17 protein-coding genes are annotated in these 14,778 nt (G+C 72.2%); 9 read left to right on the top strand and 8 right to left on the bottom strand.

What is annotated here, in order from left to right; all coding sequences use genetic code 11:
- The first annotated feature begins 6 nt into the window (after positions 1-6).
- Together OP04_RS03670 and OP04_RS03665 are read left to right on the top strand one after the other, a co-directional pair.
- A complete protein-coding gene (locus OP04_RS03670; protein WP_085066176.1) occupies positions 7-2,034 on the top strand; it encodes an alpha-galactosidase in 2,028 nt (675 codons plus the stop codon).
- A 121-nt stretch (positions 2,035-2,155) separates the two neighbouring features.
- Positions 2,156-4,951, top strand: coding sequence for a hypothetical protein (locus OP04_RS03665; protein ID WP_033337864.1), 2,796 nt, complete (start codon positions 2,156-2,158; stop codon positions 4,949-4,951).
- A gap of 153 nt (positions 4,952-5,104) precedes the next feature.
- Here OP04_RS03665 and OP04_RS03660 read toward each other — a convergent pair whose 3' ends face one another.
- Together OP04_RS03660 and OP04_RS03655 are read right to left on the bottom strand one after the other, a co-directional pair.
- Positions 5,105-6,220 (bottom strand): NADH:flavin oxidoreductase/NADH oxidase, encoded by a 1,116-nt coding sequence (locus OP04_RS03660; protein WP_033337863.1) that lies wholly within the window; start codon positions 6,218-6,220, stop codon positions 5,105-5,107.
- 78 nt (positions 6,221-6,298) lie between these two features.
- Entirely contained in the window at positions 6,299-6,886 is a 588-nt protein-coding gene (locus tag OP04_RS03655; protein ID WP_033337862.1) for a TetR/AcrR family transcriptional regulator, read from the bottom strand.
- A gap of 85 nt (positions 6,887-6,971) precedes the next feature.
- Here OP04_RS03655 and OP04_RS03650 point away from each other — a divergent pair, with 85 nt between their 5' ends.
- The gene (locus OP04_RS03650) at positions 6,972-7,583 is read left to right on the top strand and encodes a hypothetical protein (RefSeq protein WP_033337861.1); all 612 of its coding nucleotides are present in this window, start codon (positions 6,972-6,974) and stop codon (positions 7,581-7,583) included.
- Here OP04_RS03650 and tgmC read toward each other — a convergent pair.
- Genes tgmC through tgmA form a run of 3 tightly spaced genes read right to left on the bottom strand, consistent with a single transcriptional unit; the run spans position 7,573 to position 9,781 of the window.
- Positions 7,573-8,619, bottom strand: coding sequence for an ATP-grasp peptide maturase system methyltransferase (gene tgmC, locus OP04_RS03645; protein ID WP_232323450.1), 1,047 nt, complete (start codon positions 8,617-8,619; stop codon positions 7,573-7,575). The genes OP04_RS03650 and tgmC overlap by 11 nt on opposite strands.
- Positions 8,612-9,553 carry an ATP-grasp ribosomal peptide maturase gene (gene tgmB / locus OP04_RS03640; protein WP_033337860.1) on the bottom strand — a complete coding sequence of 314 codons (942 nt, stop codon included), beginning with the start codon at positions 9,551-9,553 and terminating at the stop codon, positions 8,612-8,614. Before tgmB ends, tgmC begins: the two co-directional genes overlap by 8 nt.
- 3 nt (positions 9,554-9,556) lie before the next feature.
- On the bottom strand, positions 9,557-9,781 hold the full coding sequence (gene tgmA, locus OP04_RS03635) for a putative ATP-grasp-modified RiPP (protein WP_051797061.1): 225 nt from the start codon (positions 9,779-9,781) through the stop codon (positions 9,557-9,559).
- A gap of 123 nt (positions 9,782-9,904) precedes the next feature.
- Here tgmA and OP04_RS03630 point away from each other — a divergent pair, with 123 nt between their 5' ends.
- Positions 9,905-10,432, top strand: a complete 528-nt coding sequence (locus OP04_RS03630) for a GntR family transcriptional regulator (RefSeq protein ID WP_033337858.1) — start codon at positions 9,905-9,907, stop codon at positions 10,430-10,432.
- Entirely contained in the window at positions 10,429-11,166 is a 738-nt protein-coding gene (locus OP04_RS03625) for a GntR family transcriptional regulator (RefSeq protein WP_033337857.1), read from the top strand. Before OP04_RS03630 ends, OP04_RS03625 begins: the two co-directional genes overlap by 4 nt.
- Positions 11,167-11,205: 39 nt before the next feature.
- Here the strand turns inward: OP04_RS03625 and OP04_RS03620 are convergent, their stop codons facing one another.
- Complete coding sequence (locus tag OP04_RS03620; protein ID WP_051797021.1) at positions 11,206-11,694, bottom strand: YbhB/YbcL family Raf kinase inhibitor-like protein; 489 nt, start codon at positions 11,692-11,694, stop codon at positions 11,206-11,208.
- A 36-nt stretch (positions 11,695-11,730) separates the two neighbouring features.
- On the opposite strand from OP04_RS03620, the gene OP04_RS54470 reads away from it, so the two are divergent.
- The 3 genes from OP04_RS54470 (at position 11,731) to OP04_RS03605 (ending at position 13,545) form a co-directional block, all read left to right on the top strand.
- Positions 11,731-12,141, top strand: a complete 411-nt coding sequence (locus OP04_RS54470; RefSeq protein WP_033337856.1) for a MarR family winged helix-turn-helix transcriptional regulator — start codon at positions 11,731-11,733, stop codon at positions 12,139-12,141.
- Positions 12,142-12,237: 96 nt separating this feature from the next.
- Positions 12,238-12,528 (top strand): ArsR/SmtB family transcription factor, encoded by a 291-nt coding sequence (locus tag OP04_RS03610; protein WP_033337855.1) that lies wholly within the window; start codon positions 12,238-12,240, stop codon positions 12,526-12,528.
- Positions 12,529-12,543: 15 nt separating this feature from the next.
- Complete coding sequence (locus OP04_RS03605; RefSeq protein WP_033337854.1) at positions 12,544-13,545, top strand: LLM class flavin-dependent oxidoreductase; 1,002 nt, start codon at positions 12,544-12,546, stop codon at positions 13,543-13,545.
- A 34-nt stretch (positions 13,546-13,579) separates the two neighbouring features.
- Here OP04_RS03605 and OP04_RS03600 read toward each other — a convergent pair whose 3' ends face one another.
- The gene (locus OP04_RS03600; RefSeq protein WP_033337853.1) at positions 13,580-14,017 is read right to left on the bottom strand and encodes a DUF6194 family protein; all 438 of its coding nucleotides are present in this window, start codon (positions 14,015-14,017) and stop codon (positions 13,580-13,582) included.
- Between the two features lie 64 nt (positions 14,018-14,081).
- Here OP04_RS03600 and OP04_RS03595 point away from each other — a divergent pair, with 64 nt between their 5' ends.
- Positions 14,082-14,501 (top strand): BLUF domain-containing protein, encoded by a 420-nt coding sequence (locus OP04_RS03595; protein ID WP_051797020.1) that lies wholly within the window; start codon positions 14,082-14,084, stop codon positions 14,499-14,501.
- On the opposite strand, the gene OP04_RS03590 is transcribed toward OP04_RS03595, so the two are convergent.
- Complete coding sequence (locus OP04_RS03590) at positions 14,495-14,713, bottom strand: hypothetical protein (RefSeq protein ID WP_033337852.1); 219 nt, start codon at positions 14,711-14,713, stop codon at positions 14,495-14,497. The genes OP04_RS03595 and OP04_RS03590 overlap by 7 nt on opposite strands.
- Positions 14,714-14,778: the final 65 nt, after the last annotated feature.

The following is a 14,778-nucleotide window of genomic DNA, read 5'->3' as shown; positions in this document are numbered from 1 at the left end:
AGCCTCGTGCTGGACGCCCGCGACGCACGACCGCCCGCCATCGTCCACTGGGGCGCCGACCTCGGCGACCTCTCCCCGGAGTCGCTCGCCGCGCTCGCCGGCGCGTCCGTACCCGCGGTGCCGCCCAGCAGCATCGACGTGCCGCTGCGGCTGCCGCTGCTGCCGTCGTTCGCCGACGGCTGGAGCGAGCGACCCGGCCTCGACGGCTTCTTCGTCACGCACGCGCCGTACGCGCCCACCGGCTGGTCGGTCGCGTCCGGGGACGGGTGGATCAGCGTGTCCGCCGACGGGCCGCTCTCGGTCACCACCCGGCTCGAGCTCTCGCCCGAGGGCGTGCTGCGGGTGCGGCACACGCTGGTCAACAACGGCGACGCCGACTTCGTGCTGACCGCGCTCGACGTGCAGCTGCCGGTCCCGGACCGGGCCCGCGAGGTACTCGACTTCTCCGGCCTCTGGGCGCACGAGCGCCGCCCGCAGCGCGGCGAACTGCACCAGGGCGCGTGGATGCGCGAGTCCCGGCACGGCCGCCCCGGCCACGACGACGCGTTCCTGCTGGCCGCCGGGAAGCCCGGGTTCGGGTTCCGCGACGGCGAGGTCTGGGCCGCGCACCTGGCGTGGAGCGGCGACAAGCGCGTCTGGGCGTCCCGGTCCGCGCTCGGCCCGGCCGTGATCGGCGCGGGCGAACTACTCGGCGCCGGTGAGGTGGTCGTCGCGCCCGGCGCGGAGCACCGCACGCCGTGGCTGGTGGCGGCCTGGTCCGATCGGGGCCTGGACGGGCTCTCCGACCGGCTCCACCCGTGGATCCGCGGCCGGAACACGCTGCGCCGCCCGCGACCGGTCGTGCTGAACACGTGGGAGGCGGTCTACTTCTCGCAGGATCTCGAGACGCTCGGCGCGCTCGCGGACGCGGCCGGCGCGGTCGGCGTGGAACGGTTCGTGCTGGACGACGGCTGGTTCACCGGGCGTCGCGACGACCGGCGCGCGCTCGGCGACTGGTTCGTCGACACCGGCGTGTGGCCGGCCGGCCTGCATCCGCTGATCACGCGGGTCCACGACGCCGGGATGGACTTCGGGCTGTGGGTCGAGCCGGAGATGGTCAGCCCCTCGTCCCTACTCGCCGATCAGCATCCTGACTGGGTGCTCGGTCAGGGCCCGACGTGGCGGTTCCAGCGCGTGCTGGACCTGGCCAACCCGGACGCCTACGCCTATCTTCTGGAGCGGTTGAGCGCGCTGCTGACCGAGTATCCGATCGCGTTCCTCAAGTGGGACCACAACCGGGACGTGCTCACGCCCAATGTGGCGCACCGGCAGACGACCGCGCTCTACCGGCTGCTCGGCGAGCTGCGCGCGGCCCACCCGGACGTGGAGATCGAGAGCTGCGCGTCCGGCGGCGCGCGCATCGACCTCGGCATCCTGGAGCTGGTCGACCGGTTCTGGACCTCGGACACCAACGACCCGCTGGACCGGCAGTCGATCCAGCGATGGACGTCTCTGCTCGTACCCCCGGAGTATCTGGGTGGTCACCTCGGAGACCGGGACGCGCACATCACCGGTCGCACCACCGACCTCGCGTTCCGGCAGATCACCGCGCTGTTCGGCAGCGCGGGCATCGAATGGAACCTGCTGCACGCGACCGACTCCGAGCGGGACGCGATCGCGGCGTGGATCACGCTGCACAAACGGCTGCGCGGCCTGCTGCACACCGGTCGCGTGGTGCGCGCCGACACCGCGGACCCGGCGCAGCTGGTGCACGGCGTGGTGGCGCAGGATCTTCGCAGCGCGATCTTCGCCTATGTGACGCTCGAAACCCCACAAGCAGCACTGCCGTCACCGGTACGGTTCCCCGGACTCGATCCGGAGCGGGTCTACACGGTCACGCCGTTGCTGACCGGGCCGGTCACGCAGGACGCGCCGCCGCCGTGGGTCACTGCGGGGTCGGTGACGCTGCCGGGGCGGGTACTGTCCGAGGCGGGGGTGGCGGTACCGCTGCTCAAGCCGCAGCAGGCCGCGCTGTTCGAGGTGACGACGGCCTGAGCCCGTCGCGCCGCGCTTCCCGGTGATCGGGGCGTCCCCAGGTCGTCATGAGGGCCGCCCCGATCATGGGTACTGCCGGGCGGGCGCGGTTCTGTCGGACCCGGGCGATACGGTGCCGGCCATGCCGATCTCAGCCGACCAGGTCTCGTCGTGGGTGCAGGCCGGCGCGGTGGGGCCGCTGACCGACGCGCTGGCGGCGGCGGACGAGCAGGAGCGCCGCACCGTCGCGCCCGCGATCCGGCAGCTGGAGCCCAGGCCCGAGAGCGCCGCCTTCGTCCAGACCATGTCCTACGAGGAGCATCGCCGTCTCTGGGACCTGGAGGCGCGCCGGTCGCCGGTCCGGCAGGACGCGCTGCGGGTCGCCGGCGCCGCCTGCCTGCCCCGCGCGGCCGACATCGTCTCCTGGCTGCGCTCCGACCGGTTCTGGGAGCCGAGCACGCCGGCCGGGACCGCCGCGATCGTGCGCGTGCTCCAGCTGCCCGGCCGCCCGTCCGCCGCCGCGGTCGCCCGCGGCCTCGCGGACCGCCTGCGCCCGAACGGCATCGACCGGCAGTGGGCGGTGGCCGCCGCACTGCTGCGGGCCACCGGCCAGACCCCGCCGGCCACCGAGGCGGTGCTGCGCGGCTGGCTGCGGGAGACCGGGCTGGACACGGACAGGTTCCGTGCCGACCCGTGGACGCCGGAGCTGCTCCCGCGCGTCTTCGAGGTCACCGGCGTCACCTCGGAGCTGGACGGGTCCGGGCCGGCCGCGCTCACCCGGCTCTGCGCGGTCGGCGGATTCGACCGGACCGTGCTGCTGGACTGCTGCGTGCTGCGGCTGGTGGGCGGCGGCCGGCCGGGCGCGATCCGGCCGGTCGTCGCGCTGCACCGGATGCTCGCACCCACGGCCGCGGAGTCGGCGGCACGCACGCACGAATACCTCGGCCTGCTCGCCGGCCCGCACAGCATGGTGGCCGGCCTGGCGCTGGAGGCGCTGCGCACGGCCGGCACGGATCCCGCACTGGTCGCGGACGCCGGCTACACGGTGCTGGCGCGGACGGAGAAGAAGCTGGTCCGCGCGCAACTGTCCTGGATGGACACGACGCTGGCCGCCACGCCGGACCCGGGGCTGTTCGCCGCGCTGCTGACCGGCCTCGGCAGCCACGCCGCCGACATCACGGAGCTGACGCTGACGATCGCGGGGCGGCACCTGGACGCGGTCGGCTCGCGCGGGCGTGAGCTGCTTGCCGCCGCGGCGGACGGGCTGGACGGCGACCTGCGATGGCAGGCGGAGGCGGTGCTCGGAGCCGCCGGGCCGAGCGGCGCCGGGCCGGGCGGCGCTGTCGGACCGGGCGGCGCTGTCGGGCCGGGCGGCGCTGTCGGGCCGGGACATGTCGGCTGGCCGGGCGGCGCTGTCGGGCCGGGTGGTTCCGCCGAGTCGCGCCATGCGGACGGGCCTGGCGATGCCGTTGGGCCGAGTGATTCCCCAGGGCGAGGCAACAACGCCGGAACGCGCGGTGCGGCCGCGCCGAGCGGTGCCGCCGCACCGCCCGGCCGGGTGTCGCCGCCGGCCCCGCCGATGCCGCCGCCGATCGGGTCCGTCGCGGAACTCGCGGCCTTCACCGTCGCGGTCATCCGGGACCGGGACGGCGATCCGGTGCAGGCCGAGCGCGTCCTCGACGGGATCGCGAGGTTCGCGCGCACGGAACGGTCCGCGCTCGCCCACGCGTTCACCGACACCCTCCCGCCCCGGAACACGCCGCTCCACAACCTGGCACGCAGCGTGATCGTGGGCGGGTGGCCGGGTGTGCCGGACTTCCATCCGTACCCCGCGGCGCCTCCTGATCTGATGTGGCTCGCACGCCTCCGGGAGCTCGGCGACCGCATCGCCGCCCCACCGCCCGGCCTGCTCGCCACACCGGCCACGATCGACGGGCACGTCGATCCCGCACGGGTCCTCGCGCTGCTGCAATCCGCCGAGGCGGACGGGTGGGAACCGGGGCCCTACGACCTGTCCCAGGCCCTGCTGCGCCTGCCCCGCGACGTCGGCCCGGCGATCGCCGGAGACGCGGCGCGGCTCACCGGCCCGGCCGGTCGTGCGTTCGCGGACTGGCTGCGCGACGGCGGCCGGCCCGATCCGATCGGCGTCACGACCGACGTGGCGCTGGAGACCTGCGCCGACAGCTTCCGCTACTGGGGCCACCCCTGGTCCGGTCCACGCCGGGTGGCCGCGTGCGAGATCGCCGTCCACCCGTCGCTGACCGTGCCGGACGGGCTGCTGGACGTGCCGCCGGCCAGGCCGGGCCAAGTCTGCAGCGACCACCTGGCCACCTGGGCGATGATGCTGCCGGGCCGCCGCGAGCTGGTCGCCGCGCACCTGCAACCGCACCTCACCGTGGCGCTCCACGAGAACTACCCGGGCACGTTCGACCTGCTCCCGGCGCTCGCCCGCACGGGCGGGCCGTTCGGGCCGGCGACCGCGCTGTGCCTCGCGCTCGGGCTGACCGCCGGCCGCACCGGCGAGCGGCTGGCCGCGACGGACGCGTTTCTGCACCTCGCCGGCCTCGGCGTCCTCGACGGCACGCTCCTCGGCCGGGAACTGGTCGCGCTCCTCCGGCACGGTGTACTGGTGCTCACCCGAGTCACCGGCTGCCTCGACGAGGTGGTCCGCGCCGGCGCGGCCGCGGAGGTCTGGGCCGTCGCCCGCGCACTCGTCCCGGCCGTGCTCACCGCGTCGTCGCCCCCGTCCGGCACGCCCGCGCTGCTGCAGCTGGCCGAGTCCGCGGTCGCGGCCGTCCACGCCACCGACAGGATGCCCGAGGTGGCCGCGATCGCGGCGCGGGGCGGGAAGTCGCGGCTGGTCACGGAGGCGGCCCGGCTGATCAGGACGCTCGACGGGAACGGATACGGTCACGGCCATGCCGATCTCGTTCGATGACGTCGCCGCCTGGACCGCCGGGGGCGAGCGGGAACGGCGCGCGCTCGCGCCTCGGGTGCGCACGTTCACGCCGGAGGCGCCGGCGGCCGCTCCCGTCTGGCCACGGAAGCGGCCGGCCTCACCCGTACCCTCGGCGGGGTTTGATCTAGATCTTCACCAGCGGGCACGCCAGTACTGCGGGGCGGCGGGAACGTCGGCGGCCGGGACTCCCAGAACCGCGGCGGCCTGGGCGGCCCAGTGCGGGTTGCGGAGCGCGGCGCGGCCGATGGAGACGGCGTCGGCCTGGCCGGTGACCAGGATCGTCTCGGCCTGGTGCGCGTCCTCGATCATGCCGACGGCGCTGACGACCACGCCGGTGCCGGCGAGCGCGGCGGACAGGTGCGCGGCGGCGGGAACCTGGTAGCCGGGGCCGACCGGGATGGTGGAGCCGTTGGTGAGGCCGCCGCTGGAGACGTCGACCCAGGACACGCCGTGCTCGTCGGCGAGGCGGCGGACCAGGCGCGCGGTGGCCTCGACGTCCCAGCCGCCCTCGACCCAGTCGGTGGCGCTGACGCGGATGCCGAGCGGCTTGTGTGCGGGCCAGACCTTGCGGACCGCGGCGGCGATCTCGAGGACGATGCGGAAGCGGCCCTCCTCGTCGGTGCCGTAGGCGTCCGTGCGCTTGTTGGTCAGCGGCGACAGGAACTGGTGAAGCAGGTAGCCGTGGGCCGCGTGGATCTGCACCACGTCGTAGCCGGCCTCGTCCGCGCGCCGGGCCGAGTCCGCGAACGCGGCGATGACGTCGTTGATGCCGGCCTCGTCCAGGCCGGTGGCGGCGTCGTACGCCGGGAGCACCGGGCCGTCGGAGCTGCTCACGGTGGACCAGCCGCGCTCGGACGCGGGCACGGTCGCGGTCGGCTGGCCGGGCAGCGACGGGTAGGTGGACGCCTTGCCGCCGGCGTGCGCGATCTGCAGGCCGGCGTGCGCGCCCTGCGTGTGGATGAACCGGACGATCCGGGCGTGCGCGGCCTGCTGCTCGTCGTTGTAGAGGCCGACGTCACGCGGCGAGATGCGCCCGCGTGCCTCGACGCCGGTCGCCTCCGTCATGACGAGGCCGAAGCCGCCGGACGCGTGCGCGCCCAGGTGCACCAGGTGCCAGTCCGTGGGGACGCCGTCCTCGGCGTCGATCGCGTACTGGCACATGGGGGCCACGAAGGCACGGTTGCGTACGCGCAGCCCGGCGCCGTCCGCCGTGGGCAGGGTGATCGGCTCGAACAGTCGTCTGGTCACAGAGGCCACGCTTCCCGAGAAGTCAATTCGTCGGTTCGCCAGATTAGCTGCACGCGCGGTCTATTGCAAGCGACTGTATTAAGCCTCAGACGAGAAGACGAGGCGCAGATGAGTGTCGAGCGCGCGGATCGCGGCGTCGCCGGCGAGGTGCCCGTTGAGCACGTAGAGCGACAGGCCCTCCATCAGCCCGATCAGCCCGGCACCCGCGGCCTCGGCGTCGATATCGGCACGCACCGCCCGGACCTGATCGGCCATGAACGCGATCATCTGCTGGGTACCCTCGCGCAGCAGGCCGGCCGCGGCAGGCTCGACCGCGGCGTAGGCGAGGAACGACACCGCCACCCGCCCGTCCGCGCGGCGCGGCTCGTCGAGCGGCAGCAACGTGGTCAGCAGCGTGCGTACCGTGGCCGCGGGTGTCATGGGTGATGGCGCCGCGGCCATGGCAGCGTCGATGCGGGCAGAGGTGCGCTCGACGATCCCTTCCAGCGCAAAGCGCATCATTTCGTCTTTTGTCGCGAAATAGTGTTGGACCATGCCGGCGGTGACGCCGGCCTCGGTGGCGACATGACGGAGGCTCACCGCCTCGAGGCCACCACTGGCCGCAACCCGCATGAGCGCGTCGATGATCAGCGCCCGCCGTTCCTGATGATCAACCTTCTTCGGCACACCGCCATGTTTTCACATTACGACTGTATTGACACCGGGGCGTTCCCCCTTTTACATTACAGGTGAAACGCAAAAGGGGGTTTACATGATCAAGAAGGCATTGAGCTGGGAGATAGCGCTCTGGGTGAGCCTCTACCGGCTGACGTTCCGCCGCCCGGCGCCGATCGAGGAGGGCGCGCGGCGCTTCGGCTACGTCCGCCCGATCGCCCCGGTCCTCGGCGTCTTCATCGTGGTCTCCGCCATCGACATCGTCGCGGTGGACCTCGCGATCCACCACTTCCTGCCCAGCTGGGGCTGGCTGCGGACGGTGGCACTGGTCCTCGGCGTCTGGGGCCTGCTGTGGATGATCGGCCTCGCCGCGAACATCCTCACCCACCCGCACCTGACCGGCCCGTCCGGCCTGCGCGTCCGCAACTCCCACACGCTCGACCTGGTCCTTCCCTGGGAGACCATCGCCACGGTACGCACGCGAAGCCGCTACCTGATCGACGGCGCCACCGTGCAGCGCGAGGGCGACGTGGTCAGCATCGCGATCAGCAGCCTCACGGCCGTCGACGTCGTCTTCCGCGAGCCGGTCACGCTGGCACTCCCGAAGGGCCCGGCCGCCGGCGTGACGGAGCTGCGCTTCCACGTGGACGACCCGGAGGCGCTGGTCGCCCACGCCCAGACCTTCCTCCAGGACCCGGTCACGGCCTGAGATCCTCATCGACCCAGAACCGGTGGGCACCGCGCTCCACGGTCAGCCCGAGCCGGTCGCGGGCCGGCCCGCCCGCCCTTCGCCAGCGTGCCTCGGCCGCCTCGACCTCGTCCCAGAGCGCCCGTGGGCCGTGCTGCGTGACCTCGTCGCCCTCGACCACGGCCCACGACCCGTCCGGCGCGAACAGCCAGGTCTGCTCCTCACCCCCGTCCGGCGTAAAGCCGAGCCAGGTGGTGTCCCGGACCAGTAGCGCGATCCAGAGCCCGGCGTCGGGCTCGTGCAGCACCTCCGGCCGCTGGGTGCTCCGCCGACGCGTGCCGAGGTGCCGCTGGCGCAGGCCGACAGCCAGCTCCGCGCCGACCGGCGCCGCGGACCTGACCGGCATGAAGCCTCCGGGCGTCGGCAGGAACCGTCCCCGCACGGCCCCGCCGTCCACCACGAGCCGCACCAGCGGGCCTCCACCCAGGTCACGCCACAGGCTGGCCACGATGACGCCGCCGTCCCTGATCTGCCCGATCCAGGCCGCCGGGATCTCCGGCACCGCGACGGTCGCGATCAGCGCGTCGTAGGGCGCGCGCTCCGGCCAGCCTTTCTCCCCATCGCCGACCACGGTGAACGGCGCATATCCGGCTGCCGCGAGGTTCCGGCGCGCCGTCTCGGCCACCACCGGATCGACCTCGACCGACGTCACCCGGTCCCCACCGAGCCGGTGCGCCAGCAGCGCCGCGTTGTAGCCGGTCCCGGTGCCGATCTCCAGGACCCGTTCGTCCCCGCGCAGGCCGAGCGCATCCAGCATGATCGCCATCAGTGACGGCTGGGTGGAACTGGAGATGCCGCGCCCGTTCTCGTCCAGCCGCGTGGTCAGCGTGGAGTCCGACGACACCAGCGCGGCATGGTCCGGGTCGCTCTCGCGCACCTCACGCCAGCCGCCGTCCGGCGTGGAGACAAAGAACCAGGGCAGAAAAGCATGCCGGGGTACGACCGAGAACGCCTCCCGCCAGGCGGAACCTCTTCGCAGGCCGAACGCATCAGTCATGGCGGCCACTCTCCAACGCATCGGCGATGGCCGCCGCGATCGGCAGCCCCGTCTCCTGCTCGATCCACGCCCATTGCCCGTTCGGATTCGCCTCCAGGAACACGTGCTCACCGCCCGGCGTAACGACGAAGTCCAGCGCCGCGAAACGCAGGCGGCCGAGAGCCAGAAAGCGCCGGACCCGTTCCGCGACATCGTCCGGCAGCCGGTCTGCGCGGTAGCGGACGTTGCTGTGATCGGCCCGCCAGTCCTGCCGAGCAAGCTCCGACAGGCCGTCGATCCGCGCCGTGAACATGCGCCCGTCCACCACGGTCACCCGCAATTCATGCGACTTCGGCACCTGCCGCTGAAACAGATGCGCGGTCACCGCGATGCTCTCGTCCAGCACCTCCGGATCGACGGGACGCGCATAGACCACCCTGCCGTCGTCGAGAACACCACTGGTCAGCGGCTTGTAAACGATTCGATTCTGTGCCGCGGCGAACGCCCTCGCCTCTGCCCCGTCATTCGTGATCAACGTCGGTACGGTCTTCAGCCCGACCCGCGCGGCCGTCGCGAGCTGCCATGGCTTGTGCTCAGCGGCGCGTATGCCGTCCGGATGATTGAGCCACGGCAGGACCGCCAGCACACCACGAAATCCGGCAACAGCTTCCGACCTCGTCCACTCGGCCTCCGTCGCCCCGGTCGGCGCGGCGATCGGGTTCGGACGCCGCCACCAGGCACAAACCACGTCCGCCACATCGACGGATCGTCTTCCGGCGCGCAGACGCCCGGACCAGGTGCCGTCAAATCGGGCACTCATCGTCATCTCGGCCGGAAAAGCCGCCGGGTCGACGCGAAAGACCGGAACGCCCCGGCGGCCCAGCTCGATGATGACGACATCGGCGGTGACGTCGCACTCGCCGGTGAAGACCGCGACCGTCCGCGGCCCGGACATCCGTCAGTCCTCGGTCCGGTCGGAGTCGCGGTCGGCACCACCGCGGTTGTCCTGACTGGCGGTGCTGGTGGAGGTACTGCCGGTGGAGTGCTTCAGTGCCGGAACGGCGACTCCGCCCTCGACGACGACGCTGATCTGCAGATCCTCATCGAATCGAATCACCGCCATGTCGACCGGGATCGGGTCGACCTCGATCGCCTGCCGGACCCCGAATGCCGTCACGGTCATCGCCACGCCTCCACACCGGTCGACGTCCATCCAGGTTCCAGAATCGCACGTTACTGCCTGGATGGTAAACCTTCGGTCGGAGTATTAAGGTTCCGGCAGGCCGGATGATCGGGAGGCACGGCGGTGAGCAGCCGGGAATGGACGAGCGACTCGGTGGTCTATCTGACGCCGGATCAGGGTGACGCCTGGGCCGCCCAGGCGCGGGCCGAGTCACGGACCGGCTCGCAGCGGATTCTGGATGCGGGTGAGATAGCCGCGCCGGACGACGTGGCGGCGGCGCTCGCGCTGACACCCGGCAGCCCGGTCGTGCGACGACGGCGGCTGATCCTCGCGGACGACGAGCCGGTGGAGATCGCCAGCTCGTTCTACCCGCTCGGCGTCGCGGTCGGGACCGGCCTCGCACAGCCGTCGAAGATCCGCGGCGGGGCGGTGACGCTCCTGGCCGAGCTGGGATTCCATGCCGAGGACGTGCGGGAGGACGTCGCCGCGCGGCACCCCGCCGACGACGAGGCAGAACTGCTGGCGGTGCTCACCACCGCCCCGGTGCTGGTGCTGAGCAGGCTCAGCCTGACCGCGTCCGGTGTCCCGTTCGAATACAGCGTGATGGTGATGGGCGCGGGGCAGCATCTGCGGTACCGGATGGCACCGTGACCGACCGGGATCGCAGCGCCCAGGTCGCGGCGGAGATCCGGGCGGAGATCATGTCCGGTGATCTGCCGCCCGGCACGACAGCCCCGTCCGTGCCCGCACTGCAGCGCCGGTTCGCGATCTCGAATCAAACCGCGCAGAACGCCATGCGGATCCTCAAGGACGAGGGGTACGTCGAGGCGCGGCGCGGCAGCGGCACGTTCATCCGGAGCTCACCGCACGAGACGATCGAGCCCGCGGAGTACGGCCGGACACCGACGCCGGGAGCACCTCATCCGTGGACAGCACACCCGCCGCGCACGATCCGGCTGATCGGCGTGGGCGAGGTCCCCGCGCCGGCCAAGGTCGCCGCCGCGTTCGGTGTCGCGAGCGGCGAGCCGGTCGTCTGCCGGGAGCAGGTATGGCTGGCCGGCGACGATCCTGTCGAGTACGACCGGATCTACTTCCCTACCGGCATCGCCCGGGGTACGCCGCTCGCCGCGGGCCGGAAGATCCGGGGCGGCGCGGCGGCGGTACTCGCGGAACTGGGCCTCGCGCCGCGGGAGTTCGACGATCTGATCTCCACCCGGCCCGCGACACCACGCGAGGCGGAGTTGCTGGCGCTGCCGCGCGTGGTGCCGGTGCTGCATACCTTCCGGGTGGTGCTGGCGGGCGGCGGCCGGGCGGTGAGCGCGGAGGAGATCGTCAAGGCGGGTAACCGCTGGCAGGTGCGTTACCGATGGCCGGCAGCCGGCTGACCGCTCAGGCAGCATCCCTGGCGGAACCGGAAAAGGTGCTCATCCGGCAAACGGCGTGCTGGTGCCGACCAGGATCGCGCGGCCGAGCGTGTGCGGGAGCATCAGGACGTGCAGCATGGCCAGGCTCGCGGCCGGCGGCAGGTCCAGCCGCGGAGTCCCGAGCGCGGTCGCGCACAGGAACAGCCGGTGCGTACCGGTGCCGGGCGGTGGGTTGACGCCGGAGTAGCCGGCGACGCCGAGGCTGTTGGCCAGCGCCACGCCGCCGGAGACCGGGCCGCCGACCGGGATGTCCTTGACCGCCCAATGCCAGAAGCCGCCGGGGATCGGCGCGTCCGGGTCGAATGCGGTCACCACCAGGCTGCACGTGCCGTCGGGCAGATCGCCCCAGGTCAGGTCCGGCGCCACGTCGCCGCCGGTCGCATAGGCCGTGGCCGGCAGCGGATCACCGGCCGCGAACGACGTGCTGCGGAGTGTGAAGGCCGGGGCCGGGAACGCGATCTCGTACGGATCTACAGTTTTGCTGTGCATATGGTGAACGTACAGCAAGGCTGTATAGTTTTGCCAATGAGCGACGATCTGGATCTCGCCGAGGCGCTGCGGGCCGCGGTCGGTGACTTCGTGCGGCGGGTGCGGCCGATGGAGGTGATGCCGCCGGGGCAGCTGGCGGCGCTCGGCCACCTGGGCCGCGAGGGCGCGCTGTCGATCGCGGACCTGGCCCGGCGGGAGGGCGTGCGCCACCAGTCGATGACGCGCACGATCAGCCTGCTCGCGGCGCAGGATCTGGTCACGCTCAGCCCGGACGGGCTCGACCGCCGTCAGGTCGTCGTGGTGATCACCGAGGCCGGCACCGCCCGTCTGGCGGAGGCCCGCCGCCGCCGCGCCGCCGCGATCGCCGAGGCGCTGCGGCGGCTCACCCCCGAGGAGCGCGACGTCGCCACCAAAATTCCCGAAATTCTTCGAAAAATCACCCCATAAGCCACCAGGGGGTACGGCGTGAGCAGCGTCATGGTGGCGGGAACACCCTCAGTGACGTAATTTCGGAGATTAGCGAAATGCCGAAGGACGGTACGTGTGCTTGACGAGTGCAAGGCGCTGGCGAACGAGACGCGGCTGAGCATCCTGGAGTGGCTGAAGGACCCGGCCACGCACTTCGACGACCGGGTCGGCGACGAGCCGCTCGGCGTGTGCGCAGGCCTGATCCAGCAGCGCGCCGGCTGTTCCGCCTCGACCGTGTCCGCGCACCTCGCCGTCCTTCTGCGTGCCGGTTTCCTCCAGGCCACCCGTCGCGGCCAGTGGACCTACTACCGGCGCGACGAGGCCCGGATCCGCGCATTCGCCGAACGTGTGCACCACGACCTGTAACCGGAAGGCGGCACCATGCCCACCGCACTCTCCCTGCTCGACCTCGCCCCGATCGCGAGCGGGCAGACCGCGCGCGACAGCTTCGAGGCCAGCGTGGACCTGGCCCGCGCCGCGGAGCGCGCGGGCTACCGGCGTGTCTGGTACGCGGAGCACCACAACATGGCGACGATCGCGTCGTCCGCGACGAGCGTCCTGATCGGCTACGTCGCCGCCCGCACCGAGTCGATCAAGCTGGGCTCCGGCGGCATCATGCTGCCGAACCACTCGCCGCTGGTCATCGCGGAGCAGTTCGGCACGCTCGGCACGCTGTTCCCGAACCGGATCGACCTCGGCCTGGGCCGCGCGCCCGGCAGCGACCAGGTGACCATGCGGGCGCTGCGCCGCGACAACCTGTCCGCGGAGTCGTTCCCGCAGGACGTGCTGGAGCTGCAGGGTTACCTGACCGGCAAGTCGCGCATCCCCGGCGTGCAGTCGTACCCGAAGCCGGACGGCGAGGTCCCGCTGTTCATCCTCGGCTCGTCGTTGTTCGGCGCGCAGCTCGCGGCCCAGCTCGGCCTGCCGTACGCGTTCGCGTCGCACTTCGCGCCGGACGCGCTGCACCAGGCCGTGCAGGTCTACCGGCAGCAGTTCACGCCGTCCGCGCAGCTCGCCGAGCCGTACGTGATCGCCGGCGTGAACGTCATCGCCGCCGACACGTACGAGGAGGCGGAGGACCAGAAGACCCGTGCCTACCGCAACCGCACCCGGGCGTTCATCTCGCGCGGCGCGACCGGCGGCAACTTCACCGACGTGGAGATCGACACGTTCCTCGCCTCGCCGGGCGGGCAGCAGCTGGCCCGGATGACCCGCTACACCGCGGTCGGCACACCGGAGCAGGTGCGCGACTACCTGGAGGACTTCGCCGACTCGATCAAGGCGGACGAGCTGATCACGGCCCACCACGCGGAGAGCGCGGCGGACCGGGTCAAGTCGGTCGCGCTGACCGGCGCCGCGATGTCCGCCGCCGCGGCGGCCTGACCCACGATCGGGGCGTCGATCGACGCCCCGATCATCAGCGCGACGCCCGGCGCTCGTAGCGTGACCGCGCGGTCCGGTACCCCGCCTCCAGCAGCTCCCGGGCCACCGCGTCCGTCCGCTCGCCCGGGTTGACGATCGAGACCCAGCCCATCCGCCCGTAGACCGGGTGCGGGAACACCACGTCCTCGTCGCTCGGGTCGGCATCGGCCTGCGCGACGGCCGAACGCGACACATCGGCGATGTTGAGCCGGAAGAAGCCCGGCCGGTCCAGCCGCGAGCTCCCGTCCTCCGGATAGTCCTTGGTCACGATCGTGGCGAACGGCTGGACGTTCGTGGGCACGCTGCCGTCCGGCGAGTAGTAGAAGAACGTGTCGCCCCAGGCGATCTCCGGCGTCCCGTCGCCCTCACGCGGGCGCAGCGCGAGCACGCCGTCGAGGCCGGACACGTACCCGATGATGTCGTCCATGGTCATGCCGACCAGCGTCGCACACCACCAACCCGCCCGTTTTACCCCGCAAAATGGGTAAAATTGGGCCATGACGGTGACCCAGCTGATCTACCGCAGCCAACAGGATCGGCTGCCGCCGGAGAGCATCTTCAACATCCGCGACCAGGCCCGCGAGAACAACGCGCGCCTCGGCCTCACAGGCGTGCTGCTGTTCAGCCCCGAACACTTCCTGCAGTGCCTGGAGGGCGACGCGGAGCAGATCACCCGCACGTTCCGCACCATCGCCGACGACCCGCGCCACGACCACATCTCCCTGGTCACCGTGCGTGACGTGCCGCAGCGCAGCTTCCCCGACTGGTCGATGGGCCTGGTCGACACCGAGTCCGACCAGGCCCGCGAGACGATCGGCGACGTGCTGCCCGGCGACGACTTCGTCCCGGAACACCTCGGCGTCGACGAGGTCACGCTGCTCATGCAGCGCCTGCGCACGCTGCGCCACACCTACTGACGCCGCCATCGCACCACGGCCCACGTGAGCAGCACCGCCGCCACGACGCCCGGCCCCATGTGCACCGCCAGCACCCCCGCCAGCGACGGCCCGCCCCAGTCATGTGCGTAGGTCTCCGGATCCCCGACGTCGATCACGAACGGCTCGACCGCCGCCCGCATCACCAGATAGATGCCGAACCCCACCAAGACATAGATCAAAATCTTTTTCATGCCTTGAGAGTACGACCGTGAGCAGCGCTTCCGCGTCCGACGAGCCCCCTACGGGGTTGTGGTGA

The sequence above is a fragment of the Catenuloplanes japonicus genome, from assembly GCF_000717135.1.
GTDB lineage: Bacteria > Actinomycetota > Actinomycetes > Mycobacteriales > Micromonosporaceae > Catenuloplanes > Catenuloplanes japonicus.
Note: the sequence above shows the minus strand (reverse complement) of the source record. Positions and strands in the feature narration are given on the sequence as shown.

Excerpts from the sequence above, each read along its gene's own strand:
- OP04_RS03600 (WP_033337853.1), bottom strand. The coding sequence starts at position 14,017 with ATGACCATGGACGACATCATCGGGTACGTGTCCGGCCTCGACGGCGTG.
- tgmC (WP_232323450.1), bottom strand. The coding sequence starts at position 8,619 with ATGACTGATGCGTTCGGCCTGCGAAGAGGTTCCGCCTGGCGGGAGGCG.
- tgmB (WP_033337860.1), bottom strand. The coding sequence starts at position 9,553 with ATGTCCGGGCCGCGGACGGTCGCGGTCTTCACCGGCGAGTGCGACGTC.
- tgmA (WP_051797061.1), bottom strand. The coding sequence starts at position 9,781 with ATGACCGTGACGGCATTCGGGGTCCGGCAGGCGATCGAGGTCGACCCG.
- OP04_RS03605 (WP_033337854.1), top strand. The coding sequence starts at position 12,544 with ATGCCCACCGCACTCTCCCTGCTCGACCTCGCCCCGATCGCGAGCGGG.
- OP04_RS03590 (WP_033337852.1), bottom strand. The coding sequence starts at position 14,713 with ATGAAAAAGATTTTGATCTATGTCTTGGTGGGGTTCGGCATCTATCTG.
- OP04_RS03620 (WP_051797021.1), bottom strand. The coding sequence starts at position 11,694 with ATGCACAGCAAAACTGTAGATCCGTACGAGATCGCGTTCCCGGCCCCG.
- OP04_RS03595 (WP_051797020.1), top strand. The coding sequence starts at position 14,082 with ATGACGGTGACCCAGCTGATCTACCGCAGCCAACAGGATCGGCTGCCG.
- OP04_RS03665 (WP_033337864.1), top strand. The coding sequence starts at position 2,156 with ATGCCGATCTCAGCCGACCAGGTCTCGTCGTGGGTGCAGGCCGGCGCG.
- OP04_RS54470 (WP_033337856.1), top strand. The coding sequence starts at position 11,731 with ATGAGCGACGATCTGGATCTCGCCGAGGCGCTGCGGGCCGCGGTCGGT.
- OP04_RS03650 (WP_033337861.1), top strand. The coding sequence starts at position 6,972 with ATGATCAAGAAGGCATTGAGCTGGGAGATAGCGCTCTGGGTGAGCCTC.